The following is a 15,133-nucleotide window of genomic DNA, read 5'->3' as shown; positions in this document are numbered from 1 at the left end:
ACCTACCCTTCCACCGAGAAAGCCCCCACCCCCCCCCCACCACCCCCACCCCCCCCCCCCCCCCCCCCCCCCCCCCCCCCCTTCTGCATGCTCTGCGTACCGCCTTGCGGCTACTGCCCTGCCGCTACTGCCTTGCGGCTAGGCCGACTTCTCGTGCGGGCCCTGGTCCTTCGGGACGATCCGCGGGACCAGCGTCGGGTTGACGTTGGAGCGGACCACGTCCGCCGTGATGACCACGCGGGCCACGTCCTTGCGGGACGGGACCTCGTACATCACCGACATCAGCACCTCCTCCATGATGGCGCGCAGGCCGCGCGCGCCGGTCTGGCGGAGGATCGCCTGGTCCGCGATGGCTTCCAGCGCCTCGCGCTCGAAGTCCAGCTCGACACCGTCGAGTTCGAACAGCCGCTGGTACTGCTTCACCAGGGCGTTGCGCGGCTCGACGAGGATCTGGAGCAGGGCCTCGCGGTCGAGGTTGTGCACGGAGGTCAGAACGGGGAGGCGGCCGATGAACTCGGGGATCATCCCGAACTTCACCAGGTCCTCCGGCATGACCTCCTGGAACTGGTCGCTCGCCTCGATCTCGCGCTTCGAGCGGATGGTCGCCCCGAAGCCGATGCCCTTGGCGCCCGCACGCGACTCGATGATCTTCTCCAGGCCGGCGAAGGCGCCGCCCACGATGAAGAGCACGTTCGTCGTGTCGATCTGGATGAACTCCTGGTGCGGGTGCTTGCGGCCGCCCTGCGGCGGGACGGAGGCGGTCGTGCCCTCCAGGATCTTCAGCAGGGCCTGCTGCACGCCCTCGCCGCTCACATCACGGGTGATCGACGGGTTCTCGCTCTTGCGGGCGACCTTGTCGATCTCGTCGATGTAGATGATCCCGGTCTCGGCCTTCTTGACGTCGTAGTCGGCGGCCTGGATCAGCTTGAGCAGGATGTTCTCGACGTCCTCGCCGACATACCCGGCCTCCGTCAGCGCCGTCGCGTCGGCGATGGCGAACGGGACGTTGAGCATGCGGGCGAGCGTCTGGGCCAGCAGGGTCTTGCCCGAGCCCGTGGGGCCCAGCAGCAGGATGTTGGACTTCGCGAGCTCGATCGCGTCGTCACGGCCCTGCGCGCCGCCGTTCTCGCCGGCCTGGACCCGCTTGTAGTGGTTGTACACCGCTACCGAGAGCGCCTTCTTCGCCGGCTCCTGGCCGACGACGTAGCTCTCCAGGAACTCGTAGATCTCACGAGGCTTGGGGAGTTCCTCCCACCGGACCTCGGAGGTCTCCGCGAGCTCCTCCTCGATGATCTCGTTGCAGAGGTCGATGCACTCGTCGCAGATGTACACACCGGGTCCTGCGATGAGCTTCTTCACCTGCTTCTGGCTCTTCCCGCAGAACGAGCACTTGAGCAGGTCGCCGCCGTCACCGATGCGTGCCACGAGGTGCTTCCCCTTCGCCTGGGAGACGCCTGGTTCAGCGCTCCTGGTGCCTCATATCCGACGGTACCTTGCCGGGGGCCCCGTGCGGGGCCCCCTTGACGTGGTTCACATCGCCGAATGCGGCTGTGTGGCCACGCCAACTGGCGGCAAGGATCAGGCCGAGCTCTTGCGGGTGGAGATGATCTGGTCGATCAGGCCGTAGGCCAGAGCGTCCTCGGCCGTGAGGATCTTGTCGCGCTCGATGTCCTCGCGGATCTTCTCCAGCGGGGTCGTCGAGTGCTTGGCCAGCATGGACTCCAGCTGGTCGCGCATGCGCAGGATCTCGTTGGCCGCGATCTCCAGGTCGGAGAGCTGCTCACGGCCGGTGCCGCCGGAGGGCTGGTGGATCAGCACTCGGGCGTTCGGCAGGGCCATGCGCTTGCCGGGGGTACCGGCGGCGAGCAGGACCGCGGCGGCGGAGGCCGCCTGGCCCATGCAGACCGTCTGGATGTCCGGCTTCACGAACTGCATCGTGTCGTAGATCGCCGTCAGCGCCGTGAAGGAGCCGCCGGGGCTGTTGATGTAGATCGAGATGTCGCGGTCGGGGTCCATCGACTCCAGGCACAGCAGCTGCGCCATGACGTCGTTGGCCGAGGCGTCGTCGATCTGCACGCCGAGGAAGATCACGCGCTCCTCGAAGAGCTTCGCGTACGGGTCGTACTCGCGCACGCCCTGCGAGGTGCGCTCGACGAAGCGCGGGATGACGTAGCGGTTGTCCACCTGAGCGCCGGTGTAGAGGCCGCTCGCGGGAGAGAGGTTGTTCATGTGCATCTGGGTGTTCACCATCCTGGTGGCGTTCTGCGGGCTGTCGGCTGCTGGGTACTGACGGTGTGCGCCGGGATCAGGCCCCGGTGCCGCCGCCGCCCGGAACGTTGGACGCGGCCGAGATGATCTCGTCGATGAGGCCGTACTCCTTGGCCTCCTCGGAGGTGAACCAGCGGTCGCGGTCACCGTCGCGGATGATCGCCTCGACGGTCTGGCCCGAGTGGAACGCGGTGATCTCGGCCATGCGCTGCTTGGTGCGCAGCAGGTACTGGGCCTGGATCTTGATGTCCGACGCGGTGCCACCGATGCCGGCGGAGCCCTGGTGCATCAGGATGTCGGTGTTCGGGAGGGCGAAGCGCTTGCCCTTGGCGCCGCCGGTCAGCAGGAACTGGCCCATCGAGGCCGCCATGCCCATGCCGATGGTGACGACGTCGTTCGGGATGTACTGCATGGTGTCGTAGACGGCCATGCCGGCCGTCACCGAGCCACCGGGGCTGTTGATGTACAGGTAGATGTCCTTCTCCGGCTCGGCGGCCAGGAGGAGGAGCTGCGCCGTGATCTTGTTCGCGATGTCGTCGTCTACCTGCTGGCCGAGGAAGATGATCCGCTCGCCGAGCAGCCGGTTGTAGACATGGTCGCCGAGGCCGCCACCGATGGACGGCTCACCCGCGGCGTAAGGCTTCAGATTCGTCACGTATCCACCTGCTCGTCTCCGACGGCCACATGCCGTCTCAGCGTCTCGTTCTGGGGCGCGGACCGGCCGTGCGGACGATGTCCACCGGCTTCGGGTACTCCCGTGCCCTCGTATTCATGGACCCTAACGCGCAGGTCGGACAACGCCATCCCGCTTCCCGAACTGTTCGCTCGGAGCGCAAGGTACGAGGGCCCCTGAAACGGTGTGCGGAAGGGCCCGGACGCGACTGCGTCCGGGCCCTTCCGGCACTGCTCAGCGGGTCTCGCGCAGGGCGGGACCCGAGGTGTTACTTGGCCTCTTCGGCCGCGACCTCGGCGTCACCGTCGACAGCGTTCTCGACGGTCTCGGCGGCCTGCTCGACCTCGTCCTCGTCGTCGGAGAGGTCGACGACCTCACCCTTGGTGTCGACGACCTTGGAGGCCTCGACGACGACCGCGAGGGCCTTGCCGCGGGCGACCTCGCCGACGAGCATCGGGACCTGGCCACCCTCGACGACGGCCTGGGCGAACTGGTCGGGGGACATGCCGGAGGAAGCGGCGCGACGCATGAGGTGCTCGGTGAGCTCCTCCTGGTTGACGCCCAGCTTCTCCTTGTTGACCAGCGCGTCGAGGACGAACTGGGTCTTGATGCCCTTGATCGCCTGCTCGGAGGTCTCGGCGTCGAACTCCTCGCGGGTCTTGCCCTGGATCTCGAGGTACTTGTCGAGGTCGAGGCCCATCTGGCCGAGCTGGTGGTGCTCGAGGTTGTGCGTGCGGGTCTGGACCTCGTCCGCGAGGAGCTTCTCGGGGATCGGGACCTCGACGAGCTCCAGCAGCTTCTCCAGGACGCGCTCCTGGGCCTGCGTGGCCTGGTCGTACTGCTTCATGTTCTCGAGGCGCGTACGGCTGTCGGCCTTGAGGGCCTCGATGGTGTCGAACTCGCTCGCCATCTGGGCGAACTCGTCGTCCAGCTCCGGCAGCTCACGGGCGGAGACCTTGGTGACCTTGACGGTGACCTCGGCGTCCTTGCCCTCGGCGGAGCCGCCCTTCAGCTGGGAGGTGAAGGTGGCCTCGCCACCGGCCTCCAGGCCCTTGACGGCCTCGTCGATGCCTTCGAGGAGCTCGCCCGAGCCGATGGTGTAGGAGACGTCGGTGGCGACACCGTCCTCCAGCACCTCGCCGTCGACCTTGGCCTCAAGGTCGATGGTGACGACGTCGCCGTCCTCGGCCGCGCGCTCGACGTCCTTGGTGGACGCGAAGCGGCCGCGCAGCTGCTCGACCGACTTCTCGACGTCCTCGTCGGAGACCTCGATGGCGTCGACCTCGACCTCGATGCCGGAGTAGTCCGGGATCTCGATCTCGGGGCGCACGTCGACCTCGGCGGTGAAGGCCAGCAGCTCGCCGTCCTTCAGCTCCGTGATGTCGACCTCGGGCTGGCCCAGCGGGTTCAGGTCGGCCTCGTTGACGGCCTCGGTGTAGAACTTCGGGAGGGCGTCGTTGACGGCCTCCTCCAGCACCGCACCGCGGCCGAAGCGCTGGTCGATGACGCGGTTAGGGATCTTGCCCTTGCGGAAGCCCTTCACCGTGACCTGCTGGTTGATCTTCTTGTACGCCGCGTCGAGGCTGTCCTTGAGCTCCTCGAAGGGCACCTCAACAGTGAGCCGAACCCGAGTCGGGTTCAGGGTCTCCACGGCGCTCTTCACGGTTCGGTCTCCTTGTGGCTGACTGCTGGGGATTCTGCCGTCGCGCTGAGATTCAGCGGTTCGGCGGACTTCGGCCCGGTACATCAGACACACGGGCACGCAGCTTGCATAGTAACCGCAAGCGGCAATCAGCCCACAACGCGATCATGACGATGAGCGGTGGTGGTGGTCGGGGTGGCCGGATTCGAACCGACGACCTTCCGCTCCCAAAGCGGACGCGCTACCAAGCTGCGCCACACCCCGTCGGTGCGACACGTAGGGTACATGCCCGGAGACACTCCGACGCCCCTGGTTTACGGGAAGGCCTCGCGCGAGCCACTCGGGACTCCGAAATGCGGTGTGCGATCCCCCGCCGCGACCCGCTAGGATGCTGTTCGTGCCGCGGTCCTCGGACCTGCGGCGCGCGCGTTGCGGGTGTAGCTCAATGGTAGAGCACTAGTCTTCCAAACTAGCTACGCGGGTTCGATTCCCGTCACCCGCTCAGAAGCACAAAGGGCCAGGTCAGAGGATGTTTCCTCGACCTGGCCCTTCGTCGTCCCCGGGGTTAGCGTGGCGGGCCGGGGGTGCGGAACGGGCAGCACCTGCGCCTCGATGCGGGCGTTGACCTCGAGGAGGGCTCCTCCGGGCTCGTTCTGGAGCGTGACGACTTGCTCCAGGGCCAGGTCGGAGGGTGTTTCCTCCGCCTGGCCCTGGTGGGTTTCTAGAGCTTGATGCCCGCGATCGTGTCCGCGAGGGAGTTCAGGAAGCGGTTGACGTCAGGGGCGATCGAGCTGGACGCGAGGAAGAAGCCGAAGAGGACCGCGACGATCGCGGGGCCGGCCTTGATGTGGTTGCCGCGGATGAGCACCACAAGGATGATCGCCAACAGAACCACCACTGACAGCGAAATGGCCACTACTGATCACACCTTCGGTCGTCCCCTGGTCGGCCCGGGGCGCACGGCCAAGCACACCCCCACACGGACCATCCTCCCACCAACGGGCCCCGGCTATCCGCCCCGTGGCGAATCGCCGTCGGAACGTTTCCGCCAACCGCACATGCACCGGGCGTAGTCAGGGCGCGGTGAGGCCGAGCAGTGAGCGGACATAGGCGTACTTCGCGGACAGTCGCTCGCGGGTGGGGGCGTCCAGTACGGACAGGCGCGCCGGGTCCGCGTTGTGTGCGAGGTCGGCCTCCTTGACCAGCAGGGCGCCCGGAGTGGCGAGGATGCGGGCCGTGTACTGCTCCAGGGGTTCGCCGGCGCGCTTGGTCAGCGCCAGGACCATGTCCTTGACCGACTGCGGGAGTTCCGCTGCGGCCAGCCACTGCGCGCTCAGGGCGTCGTCCTCGACGGAGTCGTGGAGCCAGGCCGCCGCCTGTTGGTCGGCGCTGCCGCCGCGGGCGCGGACGCCTTCGGCCACGGCCGCCAGGTGCTCGGCGTAGGGGCGGCCGGCCTTGTCCGTCTGGCCCTCGTGCGCCGTGCGGGCGAGGGTCTCCACCTCGGCGAGGGTCAGGGGTTGGGCCTTCACTTGAGCTCCCTTGCTGCCGTACGGAGGGCCTGCGCGGCCCGGCGTACATCCGCGCGCGTGGTGCGCCAGTTGGAGAACGCGGCGCGCAGGGCGGGGGTTCCCGCGTAGACGGTGGGGGTGACGAACACGTCCCCGGCGGCGGCCTCCCGCAGGGCCGTGAGGCGGGCCGGGGTGGGGTCCTGGGCCAGGGTGAAGCAGACGACGTTGAGGCGCACCGGGGCGAGGACGGTGAACTCGGCGCCGCTCCCGAGGTCTTCGCCGAGTGCACGGGCGCAGTCGATGTCGCGTTCGACGATCTCGCGGTGCCCCTCGCGGCCGTACGCGCGCAGGGTGAACCACGCCGCGAGGGCGCGCAGCCGGTGGGAGTTCTCCGGGGTGAGGTGGACCAGGTCGGGGTGGTCGCCGAGGGGGCCGAGGTAGGCGGCGGAGTTCTGGAAGACCCGGGCCTGGAGGTCTTGGCGGCGGGTGAACTGGACGGCGCTGTCGTAGGGGACGTTGAGCCATTTGTGCAGGTCGACGCAGAGGGAGTCGGAGGCGTCGAGTCCGGCCGTGAGGTGGGCGTGCTCCGGGGAGAGCGCGGCGAAGGCGCCGAACGCGGCGTCCGTGTGCAGCCAGAAGTCGTGCCGGTCCTTGAGGGCGGCGACCGCGCGCAGGTCGTCGAAGTCGACGGTGTTGACGGTGCCCGCGTTGGCGACGACCACGGCCGGCCCACGGGTGTCGGCGAGTGCCCGGTCGAGCGCGGCCGGGTCGACGGCCTCCCGGCCGGGGAGGGTCGGTACGGGGACCAGCGAGTTCCGGCCGAGCCCGAGGACCGACAGGGCCTTGGCGATGGAGGAGTGGGGGGCGCCGGACAGGACGCGGACCGGGCCGAGGGCGGCCGCGCCGTCCTCGGCGGGCGAGACCCCGGCGCGTTCGCCGAGCCACTCCCTGGCGATGGCGAGGCCGGCGGTGTTGGACATGGTGGCTCCGCTGACGAAGGTCCCGGTGTGGGCCGCGGAGAGGTCGAAGAGGTCACGGAGCCAGCCGACCGTTTCGCGTTCGAGGTCCTGACCGGCGCCGTCGAGGGCGGAGTTGGAGTTCTGGTCGTGGGCGGCCGTCAGCCAGTCCCCGGCCAGGGCGGCGGGGGTGGCGCCGCCGGTGACGAAGCCGAGGTAGCGGGGCCCGGCGGAGGCCGACAGGCGGGGCGCCCAGCGCCGCTGGAAGGCGGCCAGGGCCGCGTCGGTGCCGGCGCCGAGCTCCGGGAGGGGCTCGGGGGCCGGCTCCCCCGTCGACGGCGGTACGACGGGACGCGTGTCCAGGGTCGCGAGGGCGTCGGTGGCGGCGCGGCGGGTGGCGTCGAGGAGTTCGGGGAGCCGGGCGAGGTCGGCGGCGAGCGTGCGGTCCATGGGGGCACGGTAGGCCGCCCCGGGGTGCGGCGGGCGGGCCAATCGGGACGAGGTGGCCCGCCCGAAGCCCGGTCAACGCCCCGGCCCGCCCGCCGGCCCGGCACCCCGCGCGCCCCGCCTCGTAGGGTCAGGGCATGAGGACGAGGGTGTGGGTACGGGTAGTTGTCGGGGGCCTGGCACTGGCGGGGGCGCTCGCGGGGTGCGACGTAGCGCCCGCGCCGCAGGCCGTCCAGGAGCCGACCGCACGTGCGACGGCCACGTCAGGGGCCGGGGCCGGGTGTCCCGAGGGCGGGGTGCGGGTCCTCGAAGGGATGGGGGACGCGGCCATGGGGCTGCGGGTGGCTCAGGTCCGGCTGGTCAACTGCGGTGCGCAGCCGTACGTGCTGGAGGGCTACCCCGACATCCGCGTGCTGGACAGGCAGCGCCGACCGGTGGAGGTCTCCGTCGGGCACGGGTCGAACGGCATCTCCAGCGCGAGCGGCCTCGACGCCGCCCCGCAGCGGGTGACGCTCCAGCCCGGGGAGAGCGCGTCGGTGGGGCTGCTGTGGCGCAACCTCGTCACCGACGCGACCGTGCCTGCCGTGGAGGGCTGGGTGCTGGACATCGAGCCCCGGCCGGGCGCGCCCCGCCTGACCCTGGCGCTGGAGAACTCCATCGACCTCGGGAACACCGGGAAGCTCGGGGTCGGCGCCTGGGCCGCCGTCAGGCGCTGACCCGGGCGCCGCCCCCGGGCCTAGGGAGTGTCGTCAAAGTGGCGTCGGCCAGACGGGACTTTGACGACACGACCTAGCCCCGGATCCGCAGGGCGCGGCGCGCCGGGAGGGTGGTTGCCGCCAGGGCCAGCGCCAGGGCGGCGGCCGCGAAGGAGCCGTACAGCAGGGGCGGGACGTACGGGGAGGAGCCGGTGACGGCCTTGGCCAGCGGGAACAGCGTCGCCAGGGCGATCGCAGTGCCCAGGCCGATCCCCGCGCAGCCGACGAGCAGGGCCTCCCAGCGGAGCATCTGCAGCACCTGGCGGCGGGTGGAGCCGACGAGGCGCAGCATGCCCAGCTCTCGGCGGCGGTCCAGGACGGTCATGACCAGGGTGTTGGCGGCGGCGACGGCCGCGAAGCCGCCGAGGACGGACGCCATCGTGGTGTTGGCCCAGGCGTTGAGCTCCCGGTCCAGGCTGCGCTGCGCGCTCCAGGCCGAGGCCGACACCGCGGGGCCGAGGCCGTCCGGGAGCGGGCCGCGGACCAGGAGTTCGGTGGCCCGCCCGGCGGTGGTGTGCGGGTTGAGGTCGGAGGCGGGGAGGGTGACCTCGCCGAGGCCGAGGCCCCGGCTGTAGACCGCCACGATCTCGGGGGTGGCCACGGTGCCGTCGGGCAGGCGCAGGTCCATGCGGTCGCCGACCGAGGCGTGCGCGGAGTCGGCCAGGGTGCGGTCGACGGCCACGGTTCCGGGGGCCAGGTGGGCGAGGGTGCCCTCGCGGACGCCGAGGTCCATGACCTTGGAGATGTCGCCGGACACGCCCTGGGCCGAGGCCGAGCGGAGCAGTCGGCCGCCTCCGGTGCCCACCACCGCGAGGACGGAGCTGCGGGTGACGGCCGTTCCTGCGCCGCTCGCCACCGCTGCCCGAGACGGGTCGGTGAGCACGTGGTCGGCGAGCATGCCCGCTTCCTGCTGCTGCTGTACGGCCCGGTCCTGGCTGGTGTGCAGGAAGACCAGGGTGGAGGAGAAGGCCATGGCGAGCACGATCGGGGTGATGGCGGAGGCCAGTCGGCGGGCGTGGGCCCGGGAGTTGGCGGCGGCCAGTTCGCCGGAGGCGCCGCCCGCGCGCAGCGGGAGTCCGAGCACGGCTGCGCAGGCGCGGGCGATGAGCGGGCCGAGCAGGGCGACGGCCAGCATGAAGAGCATGACGACGCCGAGCGCGGCGTTGGCGGCGTCCTCGCCGGTGGAGGTGCTGGCCAGGCCCGCGCAGGCGATGCCGCCGGCCAGGGCCGCGAGGCCGAGCGGGGTACGGATCCAGCCCGGCCGCAGGCGTTCCACGGCGGACGCGGCGAGGGCCTGGCCGGGGCGGATGCGGGCGGGCCTGCGGGCGGAGGCCCAGCCGGCGAGCAGTGCCGCGACCAGCCCGATGCCGATGGCGCTGACCAGCGGGATCCAGGAGACGGCGAGGTCGACCCCGGCGGGGATCGCGCCCTTGTCCCGGAGCCGGCCGAACCACCAGGAGGCGAGGCCGATGCCGGGTACGCAGCCCAGCACGCCCGCGATCGGCGCGACGAGCAGGGCTTCGGTGGCGACGGTGCGGCGGATCTGGCGCGGGGTGGCTCCGATCGCGCGGAGCAGGGCGAACTCGCGGGAGCGCTGCCCGACGGAGAGGGCCACGGTCCCGGCGGCGGTGAAGACGGCGACGAGGGTGGCGATGCCGCCGAAGGAGCCGCCGAGGCCGGCCAGGAGTTCCCTGGCACCGGCGAGCGCGGGGTCCAGGGTGCGGGCGGAGCCGGTGAGCACCTGGGCGCGGCCGTCCAGGACCTCGCGCGCCTTGGCGGGGGCGGCGTCGAACAGCACGATGGCGTCCAGGGCGGCGGGGTGCCCCGACAGGGCGCGGGCCTCGGAGTCGGAGAACCAGACCCCGGCCCCGGCGGCATGCCCGACGACCCGCAGCTCGCGCTCGCCGACGGGGGTGTCCAGCCGCACCCGCCCGGCAGCACCCTGCCCGACAGCCTGGCCGCTGCCCTGGCCGGCGCCCTGGCCGGTGCCCAGGACGACTTCGCCCGGGCCCGCCGGGGCCCTGCCCGCGCTGAGCTTCGTACCGCTGAAGGCCGTGGACCCCCAGCCGTACGCTTCGGCCGTGCGGCCTTCGCCGTCCCGTACGGGGAACACCACGTCGGGCACCGCCCGCCCCAGTGGGGCCAGCCGTTCCAGCAGGGCGGCGTCGACCCGGGCCCGCTCCGGGACCTGCGCGGGTGAGTCGTAGGCGCCCTCGCCGCTGCCCACCCGCAGGTGGATCTGCTGGTCGGCGGCGACGACGACGGGGGCACCGGCGTACCGCGTCGGCGGGACGCTCGCGCGCACCCCGCTCTCCAGCAGGATCCCGCAGGCGGAGACGATGGCGACGGTCATGAACAGGGCGACGAAGGTGCCGACGAACGCGGCGGGGCGAAAGCGCACCGCCGCGCGCGCCAGGCCGTTGGGGCGCAGGGACATCAGGCGGCCGCGCCCGCGTAGGAGGGGGCCGGGCGGGCGGTGAGCGCCGTCATCCGGGCGGCGACGGCCGCGGCGGAGCTGCGCGGCAGCCGGTCCGCGATGAGGCCGTCGGCCAGGAAGAGCACCTGGTCGGCGTGGGCGGCGGCGGCCGGGTCGTGGGTGACCATGACGATGGTGGCGTTCATGGTGTCGACTGCGTCCCGGAGCAGGCCGAGGACCTCCGCCGCGGTGGTGGTGTCGAGGGCGCCGGTGGGTTCATCGGCGAAGACGACGTCGGGCCGGGTGACCAGGGCCCGGGCGATGGCGACGCGCTGCTGCTGGCCGCCGGAGAGCTCCGCGGGGCGGCGCCCGCCCTTGCCCTCCAGGCCGACGCGGGCGAGGAGGTCGGCGGCGCGGTCCCTGCCCTGTCCGGAGGACCGGCCGCCCGCGAGGCGCATCGGGAGCAGCACGTTCTGCTCGACGGTGAGGGAGGGCAGCAGGTTGAAGGCCTGGAAGACGAAGCCGAGGCGGCTGCGGCGCAGTTCGGTGAGCTCGTTCTCGTTCATCGCGGTGATCTCGGTACCGCCGAGGCGGACGGAGCCCTCGGTGGGCAGGTCGAGTCCGGCGGCGCACTGCAGGAAGGTGGACTTGCCCGAGCCGGAGGGGCCCATCACGGCGGTGAAGCTGCCGCGCGGCAGGCTGAGGTCGATCCCGCGCAGCGCGTGCACGGCCGCGGACCCCCGGCCGTACTGGCGGCGCACTCCGCGCAGTTCGACGGCGGCGGTGGCGGCGTACCGCTCCCCCGCGTCCGCTGCACGCCGCTTGCTCCGCAGGAACCCCATGATGTGCCGCCTTCCGCGTTCACCGGCCACGTCTTGACCGTGCCTCCGACGCTACGGATCACACGGTGGCGGGGGCCATGACGGGGGCTGGCCGGTCGGCGGTGGGGAAAACCCCACCTCGGGGCGGGGGTCAGGCGGAGCGGCGGATGAGCAGCAGGGCCCGGTCGTCGTTGACGTCCTTGGCGACCTTCTCGATCAGGTGCCAGGCCGCGCCCTCCCAGCCGGCGGCGACGTAGCGGTCGGCCTCGCCGGTGAGCCGGTCGATGCCCTCGCTGATCTCGCGGTCGGCCGTCTCGACCAGGCCGTCCGTGAACAGCATCAGGACGTCGCCGCGCCGCAGGTTGCCGCGGGCGGGTTCGAACTCGGCGCCGTCGTAGACGCCCAGCAGGGGGCCCTCGCCGGACTTCTCCTGCCAGCGGCCGGTTCCGGCCGAGAGCTGGAGGGCGGGGAGGTGTCCGGCGGAGAGGAGTTCGTAGTCGCCGCTCTCCAGGTCCAGGACGAGGTGGATGGAGGTGGCGAAGCCTTCGTCCCAGTCCTGGCGGAGCAGGTAGCCGTTGGCGGCGGGCAGGAAGCCGTGCGGGGGGAGCGCGCCGAGGAGGCCGCCGAAGGCGCCGGACAGCAGCAGGGCCCGGGAGCCGGCCTCCATGCCCTTGCCGGAGACGTCGGTCAGGACGATCTCCAGGGTCCGGCCGCCGTTGGTGCGGGCCGCGACGACGAAGTCGCCGGAGAAGGACTGGCCGCCGGCCGGGCGCAGGGCCATCTCGCGGTGCCAGCCGCGGGGCAGCGCGGGCAGCTTGCTCTGGACGCGGATCCGCTCGCGCAGGTCGAAGAGCATGGTTCCGCCGCGCCGCCAGGGCACGCCGACGCGGCTGCGGAACTGTGCGATGACCAGCCCGAAGAACCCGCAGGCGGCGACGACCAGGACGGTGCCGGGGGTGACCCTGGCCGGTCCCTGGGTGTACGGGCCGAGGACCAGGGCCTCCACGATGAGCGCGGCCGCCGAGGCCGCGTACAGCGCGAGGAGGCTGGCGGGGCGCAGCAGCAGCCCGCCGGCCACGATCGGCAGGACGAGGGCGGCCGGCGAGAACCAGACGGGCAGCATGAGGGTGCCGCAGGCGATGGCGGGGATGGTCAGCAGCAGTCCGCCGAAGGCCAGCCAGTCGGAGGCGTCGCCGCGGAAGTAGTCGACGGCCGATTTGCGCAGGGCGGTGCGTGCCCGGTGCGACAGCATGCGCGTCCGGGCCAGGAGGGTTTCCACACGTGCTCCGGCCATTGTTCGGGACCCTATCCATCCTCGCTGTGAGTGCGCAGGGGTACCCCCGGACCTGGGGCCCGTGGGCGGCGGAAAACCCTTCGACTGGGGCGGAATGCCCTGATAGGGATGGCCGTATGGCTCTTGAGATGCGCGTATTGCAAGCTGATGAGTGGGATGTCTGGTACGACCATCTGGAACTGGCGTTCGGTGGCGTGCCCGATTCCCCCGCGGAGCGGAAACTCTACAAGTCGTTGACCGAGGCGGAACGTTCTCTCGGGGTCTGGGACGGCGGGACCTGCGTCGGCTCGGCCGGGGCCTTCACCTTCCGCCTCTCGGTGCCGGGCGGCGCGCTGGTCCCCACCGCCGGGGTCACGACGGTGGGCGTCGCCCCCACGCACCGCCGGCGCGGGGTGCTGACGTCGATGATGCGCCGCCAATTGGACGACATCCGGGCGGGTGGTGAACCGGTCGCCGTGCTGACGGCCTCGGATCCGGCGATCTACGGGCGCTTCGGCTACGGCACCGCCGCCTACGCCATGGCCGTCGACATCGACACCACGCGGGTACGCCTCTCCGTGCCGCCGGGGACCGACGAGGTACGGCTGCGGCTCGCCGACCCGGAGAAGGCGCTGGCCGACTGCGAGCGGGTCTACGCCGGGCTCGTCGCGCGGCGCCCCGGGATGCCGGCCCGGCAGCCGGGCTGGGAGCGGCAGGCGCTGCTGGACCCGGCGGCCATGCGCGACGGCGCGTCCCCGCTGAAGTGCGTGCTGGCCGAGGGGCCGGACGGCGAGGTCGTCGGGTACGCGCGCTACCGGGTCAAGGCGGACTGGGAGCCGGCGGGTTCGGACGGCAAGGTCCACGTCCAGCAGGTGGAGGCGCTGGACCCGGCGGCGTACGCGGCACTGTGGCGCTACTTCTTCGACATCGACCTGACCTGGCGGGTGCAGGCGTACGGGCGGCCGGTGGACGATCCGGTGCTCCACCTGGTCAGCGACATCCGGCGGACCCAGGTACGGCACCGGGACGCGCTGCACGTACGGCTGGTGGACCTGCCCGCGGCGCTCGGGGCACGGACCTACGGCGCTCCGCTGGACGTGGTCATGCAGGTGGAGGACGCGTTCTGCCCGTGGAACGGGGGCCGGTGGCGGCTCGCGGTCGACGCCGGCGGTACCGCCGTCTGCACCCGGACCGAGGAGCCCGCGGACCTGGAGCTGTCGGTCCGGGAGCTGGGCTCGGCGTACCTCGGCGGGGTCACCCTCACCTCGCTGGCGGCGGCCGGTCTCGTGCGCGAGCTGCGCCCGGGCGCGCTGGCCGAGGCTTCGCGCGCCTTCGTGGGCGAGGTGGCGCCCTGGCTCCCGCACGGGTTCTGACCCCGGCCCCGGGGGGCGACAGCGGCTAGCGGGGCTGGCAGCCCGGGCACCAGAAGAGGTTGCGGGCGGCGAGACCGGCGGTGCGGATCTCGCCCCCGCAGATGTGGCAGGGCATGTTCGCCCGTCGGTAGACGTACACCTCGCCGCCGTGGTCGTCCACCCTCGGCGGGCGGCCCATGGCCTCGGGCAGGTGCTCGTCGCGGACGGTGTCGATGCGGTTCTTGCGCACGCCCTCGCGCATCAGCGCGGCCAGGTCCGCCCACATGGCGTCCCATTCGCCGCGCGTGAGGTCCTTGCCGAGCCGGTACGGGTCGATGCCGTGGCGGAAGAGGACCTCGGCGCGGTAGACGTTGCCCACGCCCGAGACGATCTTCTGGTCCATGAGCAGGGCGGCGATGGTGGTGCGGGAGCGGGAGATCCGGGCCCAGGCGCGGTCCGGGTCGTCCCCGCTCCGCAGGGGGTCCGGGCCGAGCCGGTCGCTGACCGCCCGCTTCTCCTCGTCCGTGATCCACGCGCAGGTGGTCGGACCGCGCAGGTCGGAGAACCAGTCCTCGCTGGCCAGGCGCAGCCGGACGGTTTCGGTGGCCGGCGGGGCCGGTGCGGGGCCGAGCGCGTACTTGCCGAAGAGCCCGAGGTGGATGTGGATCCAGCCGTTGCCCTCGAAGCCCAGGAAGAGGTGCTTGCCGTGGGCGTCGACCCCGTTCAGGACCCGTCCGTCGAGCAGGGCCGCGCTCTCGGCGAACCGCCCCTGGGGGCTGCTGACCGCGACCTCCCGGCCGGCGAACCGCCGGCGGTGGTCCTGGGCGAGGCGGTGGATCGTATGCCCCTCGGGCACGGCGGTGCTCCTTGAACGGAAACGGCCGTGGGGGGGGGGGGGGGGGGGGGGGGGGGGGGGGGGAGGAGGAAGGGGGGGGGGGGGGGGAGGTGGGGGGGGGGGGGGTGACACACGAGCGCGCCCTGGTCGGCGGAAGAGAGGTCTTCGGCGAGCCGAAGAGGCTGGG

13 protein-coding genes and 2 tRNA genes are annotated in these 15,133 nt (G+C 72.1%); 3 read left to right on the top strand and 12 right to left on the bottom strand.

The genetic code is table 11. The features are described 5' to 3' along the window. Positions 1-138: 138 nt before the first annotated feature. From clpX to ACZ7GJ_RS08545, 5 genes are all read right to left on the bottom strand, one after another. A complete protein-coding gene (gene clpX / locus ACZ7GJ_RS08565) occupies positions 139-1,425 on the bottom strand; it encodes an ATP-dependent Clp protease ATP-binding subunit ClpX (protein WP_030229634.1) in 1,287 nt (428 codons plus the stop codon). Positions 1,426-1,578: 153 nt separating this feature from the next. After that, on the bottom strand, positions 1,579-2,250 hold the full coding sequence (locus ACZ7GJ_RS08560; protein ID WP_362045227.1) for an ATP-dependent Clp protease proteolytic subunit: 672 nt from the start codon (positions 2,248-2,250) through the stop codon (positions 1,579-1,581). Between the two features lie 55 nt (positions 2,251-2,305). Continuing rightward, positions 2,306-2,923, bottom strand: a complete 618-nt coding sequence (locus ACZ7GJ_RS08555) for an ATP-dependent Clp protease proteolytic subunit (protein ID WP_030649990.1) — start codon at positions 2,921-2,923, stop codon at positions 2,306-2,308. A 286-nt stretch (positions 2,924-3,209) separates the two neighbouring features. Continuing rightward, entirely contained in the window at positions 3,210-4,604 is a 1,395-nt protein-coding gene (gene tig / locus ACZ7GJ_RS08550) for a trigger factor (protein WP_470750411.1), read from the bottom strand. Between the two features lie 166 nt (positions 4,605-4,770). Beyond that, positions 4,771-4,847 (bottom strand) — tRNA-Pro (locus tag ACZ7GJ_RS08545). Positions 4,848-5,014: 167 nt separating this feature from the next. Here ACZ7GJ_RS08545 and ACZ7GJ_RS08540 point away from each other — a divergent pair. Continuing rightward, positions 5,015-5,085 (top strand) — tRNA-Gly (locus ACZ7GJ_RS08540). 219 nt (positions 5,086-5,304) lie between these two features. Here the strand turns inward: ACZ7GJ_RS08540 and ACZ7GJ_RS08535 are convergent. The 3 genes from ACZ7GJ_RS08535 to ACZ7GJ_RS08525 form a co-directional block, all read right to left on the bottom strand. Continuing rightward, entirely contained in the window at positions 5,305-5,499 is a 195-nt protein-coding gene (locus tag ACZ7GJ_RS08535; RefSeq protein ID WP_470750410.1) for a hypothetical protein, read from the bottom strand. A 157-nt stretch (positions 5,500-5,656) separates the two neighbouring features. Further along, on the bottom strand, positions 5,657-6,112 hold the full coding sequence (locus tag ACZ7GJ_RS08530; RefSeq protein ID WP_470750409.1) for an HD domain-containing protein: 456 nt from the start codon (positions 6,110-6,112) through the stop codon (positions 5,657-5,659). Continuing rightward, positions 6,109-7,497 (bottom strand): pyridoxal phosphate-dependent decarboxylase family protein, encoded by a 1,389-nt coding sequence (locus ACZ7GJ_RS08525; RefSeq protein WP_470750408.1) that lies wholly within the window; start codon positions 7,495-7,497, stop codon positions 6,109-6,111. Before ACZ7GJ_RS08525 ends, ACZ7GJ_RS08530 begins: the two co-directional genes overlap by 4 nt. Positions 7,498-7,631: 134 nt before the next feature. Between ACZ7GJ_RS08525 and ACZ7GJ_RS08520 the strand changes: the two genes are divergently transcribed. Continuing rightward, positions 7,632-8,210: a DUF4232 domain-containing protein gene (locus tag ACZ7GJ_RS08520; RefSeq protein ID WP_470750407.1), complete on the top strand. Its 579-nt coding sequence runs from the start codon at positions 7,632-7,634 to the stop codon at positions 8,208-8,210. 73 nt (positions 8,211-8,283) lie between these two features. On the opposite strand, the gene ACZ7GJ_RS08515 is transcribed toward ACZ7GJ_RS08520, so the two are convergent. The 3 genes from ACZ7GJ_RS08515 to ACZ7GJ_RS08505 all read right to left on the bottom strand — a co-directional run bounded on the left by ACZ7GJ_RS08515 (position 8,284) and on the right by ACZ7GJ_RS08505 (position 12,780). Continuing rightward, on the bottom strand, positions 8,284-10,686 hold the full coding sequence (locus tag ACZ7GJ_RS08515; protein WP_470750406.1) for an FtsX-like permease family protein: 2,403 nt from the start codon (positions 10,684-10,686) through the stop codon (positions 8,284-8,286). Continuing rightward, positions 10,686-11,507: an ABC transporter ATP-binding protein gene (locus ACZ7GJ_RS08510; protein WP_470750405.1), complete on the bottom strand. Its 822-nt coding sequence runs from the start codon at positions 11,505-11,507 to the stop codon at positions 10,686-10,688. The genes ACZ7GJ_RS08515 and ACZ7GJ_RS08510 overlap by 1 nt, the downstream gene beginning before the upstream one ends. Before the next feature lie 130 nt (positions 11,508-11,637). After that, complete coding sequence (locus tag ACZ7GJ_RS08505; protein ID WP_470750404.1) at positions 11,638-12,780, bottom strand: SpoIIE family protein phosphatase; 1,143 nt, start codon at positions 12,778-12,780, stop codon at positions 11,638-11,640. A 116-nt stretch (positions 12,781-12,896) separates the two neighbouring features. Here ACZ7GJ_RS08505 and ACZ7GJ_RS08500 point away from each other — a divergent pair, with 116 nt between their 5' ends. After that, complete coding sequence (locus tag ACZ7GJ_RS08500) at positions 12,897-14,132, top strand: GNAT family N-acetyltransferase (RefSeq protein WP_470750403.1); 1,236 nt, start codon at positions 12,897-12,899, stop codon at positions 14,130-14,132. Between the two features lie 25 nt (positions 14,133-14,157). Here ACZ7GJ_RS08500 and ACZ7GJ_RS08495 read toward each other — a convergent pair whose 3' ends face one another. Continuing rightward, the gene (locus tag ACZ7GJ_RS08495) at positions 14,158-14,967 is read right to left on the bottom strand and encodes an Fpg/Nei family DNA glycosylase (protein WP_470750402.1); all 810 of its coding nucleotides are present in this window, start codon (positions 14,965-14,967) and stop codon (positions 14,158-14,160) included. Between the last annotated feature and the right edge of the window lie 166 nt (positions 14,968-15,133).

The sequence above is a fragment of the Streptomyces sp. NPDC037242 genome (assembly GCF_055604165.1).
This window is presented reverse-complemented; position numbering and strand designations above follow the sequence as displayed.

Bases quoted from the DNA above. Each gene is read 5' to 3' on its own strand.
- ACZ7GJ_RS08515 (WP_470750406.1), bottom strand. From the start codon at position 10,686: ATGTCCCTGCGCCCCAACGGCCTGGCGCGCGCGGCGGTGCGCTTTCGC.
- ACZ7GJ_RS08520 (WP_470750407.1), top strand. From the start codon at position 7,632: ATGAGGACGAGGGTGTGGGTACGGGTAGTTGTCGGGGGCCTGGCACTG.
- ACZ7GJ_RS08525 (WP_470750408.1), bottom strand. From the start codon at position 7,497: ATGGACCGCACGCTCGCCGCCGACCTCGCCCGGCTCCCCGAACTCCTC.
- ACZ7GJ_RS08505 (WP_470750404.1), bottom strand. From the start codon at position 12,780: ATGGCCGGAGCACGTGTGGAAACCCTCCTGGCCCGGACGCGCATGCTG.
- ACZ7GJ_RS08560 (WP_362045227.1), bottom strand. From the start codon at position 2,250: ATGGTGAACACCCAGATGCACATGAACAACCTCTCTCCCGCGAGCGGC.
- ACZ7GJ_RS08510 (WP_470750405.1), bottom strand. From the start codon at position 11,507: ATGGGGTTCCTGCGGAGCAAGCGGCGTGCAGCGGACGCGGGGGAGCGG.
- ACZ7GJ_RS08500 (WP_470750403.1), top strand. From the start codon at position 12,897: ATGGCTCTTGAGATGCGCGTATTGCAAGCTGATGAGTGGGATGTCTGG.